Annotated in this window: 3 protein-coding genes; 2 read left to right on the forward strand and 1 reads right to left on the reverse strand. The window is 55.2% G+C overall.

Going from position 1 to position 3,410, the window contains the following annotated elements:
* Window positions 1-222 precede the first annotated feature (222 nt).
* On the reverse strand, window positions 223-1,461 hold the full coding sequence (locus tag B2W96_RS09160) for a 6-phosphofructokinase (protein WP_293009985.1): 1,239 nt from the start codon (window positions 1,459-1,461) through the stop codon (window positions 223-225).
* A 239-nt stretch (window positions 1,462-1,700) separates the two neighbouring features.
* Between B2W96_RS09160 and fba the strand changes: the two genes are divergently transcribed.
* A complete protein-coding gene (gene fba / locus B2W96_RS09165) occupies window positions 1,701-2,639 on the forward strand; it encodes a class II fructose-1,6-bisphosphate aldolase (protein WP_293009986.1) in 939 nt (312 codons plus the stop codon).
* 157 nt (window positions 2,640-2,796) lie between these two features.
* Window positions 2,797-3,303: an amidase domain-containing protein gene (locus B2W96_RS09170; protein ID WP_293009987.1), complete on the forward strand. Its 507-nt coding sequence runs from the start codon at window positions 2,797-2,799 to the stop codon at window positions 3,301-3,303.
* Window positions 3,304-3,410: the final 107 nt, after the last annotated feature.

Here is a 3,410-nt window from a genome sequence, read left to right on the forward strand (position 1 = left end):
GGTATCCATAACGGTATCATTATTGCGACAAGTTTCAAGTTCCAAAATAATTACCTCCAATACACAGGCCGCAATCTATCATATTCAAAGCAAACGACTTCCGTGCATTGTACCGCCGGTTGGAAACGGGCGCAGCCGCGGGGTACTGACGAGGACAGTCTGCACTGCCAACAACTCTCTTAAATTACAATGCGGCCCACTCGAATGAGCGGGCCGCATGTCTTATTTCGCCAGCACCTTTTTAAGCTTCGCAAAGCGGGGGAGGGAGTCCTCCTTCGGCAGCTTCGGCTCGCCCTGAATCAGGGGCAGTACATAGTCAATAAAGGGCTGCTCCACGCCGTTGCCTCTGGGGTTGATCCACTCCCGGGGGACCTTTTTCTCCGTGTTGGCAACATCGGTCAGATTCAGCAGGGCCGTTTTGCAGACGTAATGGCCGTCCCGCTCGATTCGCTCAAAGCCCACCATCTTGTCGGTGATGCCGTTGACCGCATTTTCCACGGCAGCCTTTCCGGCCATAAATGATTCTTCAATATCTGTCTCGGAGGCCAGATGCGCGCCGCAGCGCTGCAAAAGGCTCAGCTCGATGCCCCGAACCTTGGCGCCGGTCTTCTCCTTGACGACGGCGGCAAGCGTGGCAGCGAGACCGCCCAACTGGGCGTGGCCAAACCCATCGGTGGCGGACGCCTTTGCCTCGGAGACAAAGGTGCCGTCTGGATAGTGGATGCCCTCGGACACAGCCACCATGCAGTTGCCCTTTTCCTTGTAGATGCGCTCCACGTCGGCCAGAAATTCCTCCATATTGAAGTCCGTCTCCGGCAAATAGACCAGATCGGGACCTGCGCCGTAGGCCGTGGCCAGCGCGGCCGCGCCGGCAAGCCACCCGGCGTGGCGGCCCATGATTTCGATGATGCAGACCATTCCGGTGTCGTAGACCCGGGCGTCCTGATAAACCTCCATGCAGCTTGTGGCGATATACTTGGCGGCAGAGGCGTATCCGGGGCAATGGTCCGTGCCGTACAAATCGTTGTCGATGGTCTTGGGTACGCCCATCACGCGGCACTCATAGCCCGCCTTCTGCATATACTTGGAGATTTTGTTGCAGGTGTCCATAGAGTCGTTGCCACCGTTATAAAAGAAATAGCGCACATCATACTTTTTAAACGTCTCCAGAATGCGTTTATAGTCGGTGTCGTCCATATCCGGGTCCGCCATTTTGTAGCGGCAGGAGCCAAGGGCGGAGGAGGGAGTGTATTTCAATAGCTCCAGCTCTGCGGGGGCCTCCTTGCCCATGTCGAATAGACGGTCGTTCAAAACGCCCTTGATGCCGTGCTCCGCGCCGTAAACCGCAGTGATGGCGGGAGAATTCAGCGCGGTGGCAATTACGCCGTACGCGCTGGCGTTGATCACAGAAGTGGGACCTCCGGACTGGCCTAAGATGCAGGCACCTTTCAGTTCACTCATGGATAGTTCCTCCTGATTTTTCATCCCGGAAAGCCGGGCTTGATAAATGTATAAGTGAAAATATTTTATCATGTTCACCCACAATTGTAAATACTTGCAATTTTATTTCTCTGTGCTATTATGATATCAGAAAATCGTTTTCTTAAAACGTATCCAAGCCGTTTTGGATGGATGCACGGACTCAGGCGCGTGTTCTCGCCGCGCCGGGAAAACAATAATTTTGACAGGAGATGATTGATATGCCACTGGTCACGTCAACCGAAATGTTTAAAAAGGCCTATGAAGGCGGCTATGCCATCGGTGCGTTCAACGTCAACAACATGGAGATCGTACAGGGCATCACCGAGGCCGCCCGCGATCTGGATGCCCCTCTGATTCTTCAGGTATCCAAGGGCGCCCGTGCCTACGCCAACCATACCTATCTGATTAAGCTGGTAGAGGCCGCGGTCATTGAGTGTCCCAACGTTCCCATCGTGCTCCATCTTGACCACGGCCCGGATTTTGAAACCTGCAAAAGCTGCATCGACGGCGGTTTTACCTCCGTGATGATCGACGCCTCCGGCAAACCCTTCGACGAGAATATTGAGATCACCCGAAAAGTGGTGGAATATGCCCACGACCACGGCGTGGTGGTGGAGGCGGAGCTGGGAACTCTGGCCGGTATTGAGGATGAAGTAAACGTCAGTGCCGAGGAATCCTCCTATACCCGCCCCGAGGAGGTGGAGGAATTTGTCTCCCGCACCGGCTGCGACTCTCTGGCCATCGCCATCGGCACCAGCCACGGCGCGTTTAAGTTTAAACCCGGCACCAAGCCCCAGCTTCGGTTCGACGTGCTGGAAGAGGTTTCCCGCCGACTGCCCGGCTTCCCCATCGTGCTGCACGGTTCGTCCTCCGTACCGCAGGAGTTTGTGGAGAAGATCAACAAATTCGGCGGCAACATGCCCGGCGCCATCGGCGTGCCGGAGGATCAGCTGCGCCACGCGGCGGAGCTGTCCGTGTGCAAAATCAACATCGACTCCGACCTTCGCCTTGCCATGACGGCCTGCATTCGGGAGCACTTCGCACAAAACCCCGGTGATTTTGACCCCCGCCAGTATCTCAAGCCCGCCCGTCAGGCCATTAAGGACATGGTGTCCCATAAGCTGATTCACGTTCTGGGCTGCGACCACAAAATTTAACCGTTTTTCAGAAAAACAGGGCAGGGAGACAACCGTCTCCCTGCCTTTTTATACGGACTGCGCCGCTCATGTAAAAAATTACACGGGCAGGCGTATACGCCAAAGGCCGGTGGTGGCACAGTTCTCTCCCTTCGCATAAGTTGGGGGCAGGGGAGGGGTGCCCGTGATTTTACAGGACTATAACCGTGAGGCCGCAGTGCAGTACGCCCACCGCTGGGCCTATGGCCGGAATCCGGCATTTTACGACTATGAAAGCATCGGTGGAGACTGCACAAACTTTGCATCTCAGTGCCTTTATGCCGGGGGCGGCGTGATGAATTTTCTCCCGACCTATGGCTGGTACTATATCAACGCGAATCGAAAGGCCCCCGCGTGGACGGGAGTAGAATTTCTGTATAATTTCCTCACCCGGTCTCAGCCCTCGGTGGGTCCTGTGGGTGCGGAATGTCAATTATGGGAACTGCGTCCGGGCGATCTGGTTCAGCTCTCTCTCGGGGGGAGCCGTTATCAGCATTCACCAATCGTGGTGGAAGCGCAGCCGCCCTATGGTTCGGAGGACATTCTCGTGGCGGCACATAGCTTTGATGCGGACAACAGGCCGCTGAGCAGCTATGAGTATGTCCTTATTCGACCTGTCAGAATCCTTGGTGTTAACCGTGCGTGACTTGAACGCGGCGAAAAAAGGTGCTATAATCACGGCTGACGGAGTTTCTTTCCGCCAGCCGTGATTGTTTGTATTGATTAAAAAAGTAAGGATGGCGAATACATATG

Origin of the sequence: Oscillibacter sp. UBA6647 (assembly GCA_002455655.1) — a bacterium.
GTDB lineage: Bacteria > Bacillota > Clostridia > Oscillospirales > Oscillospiraceae > Oscillibacter.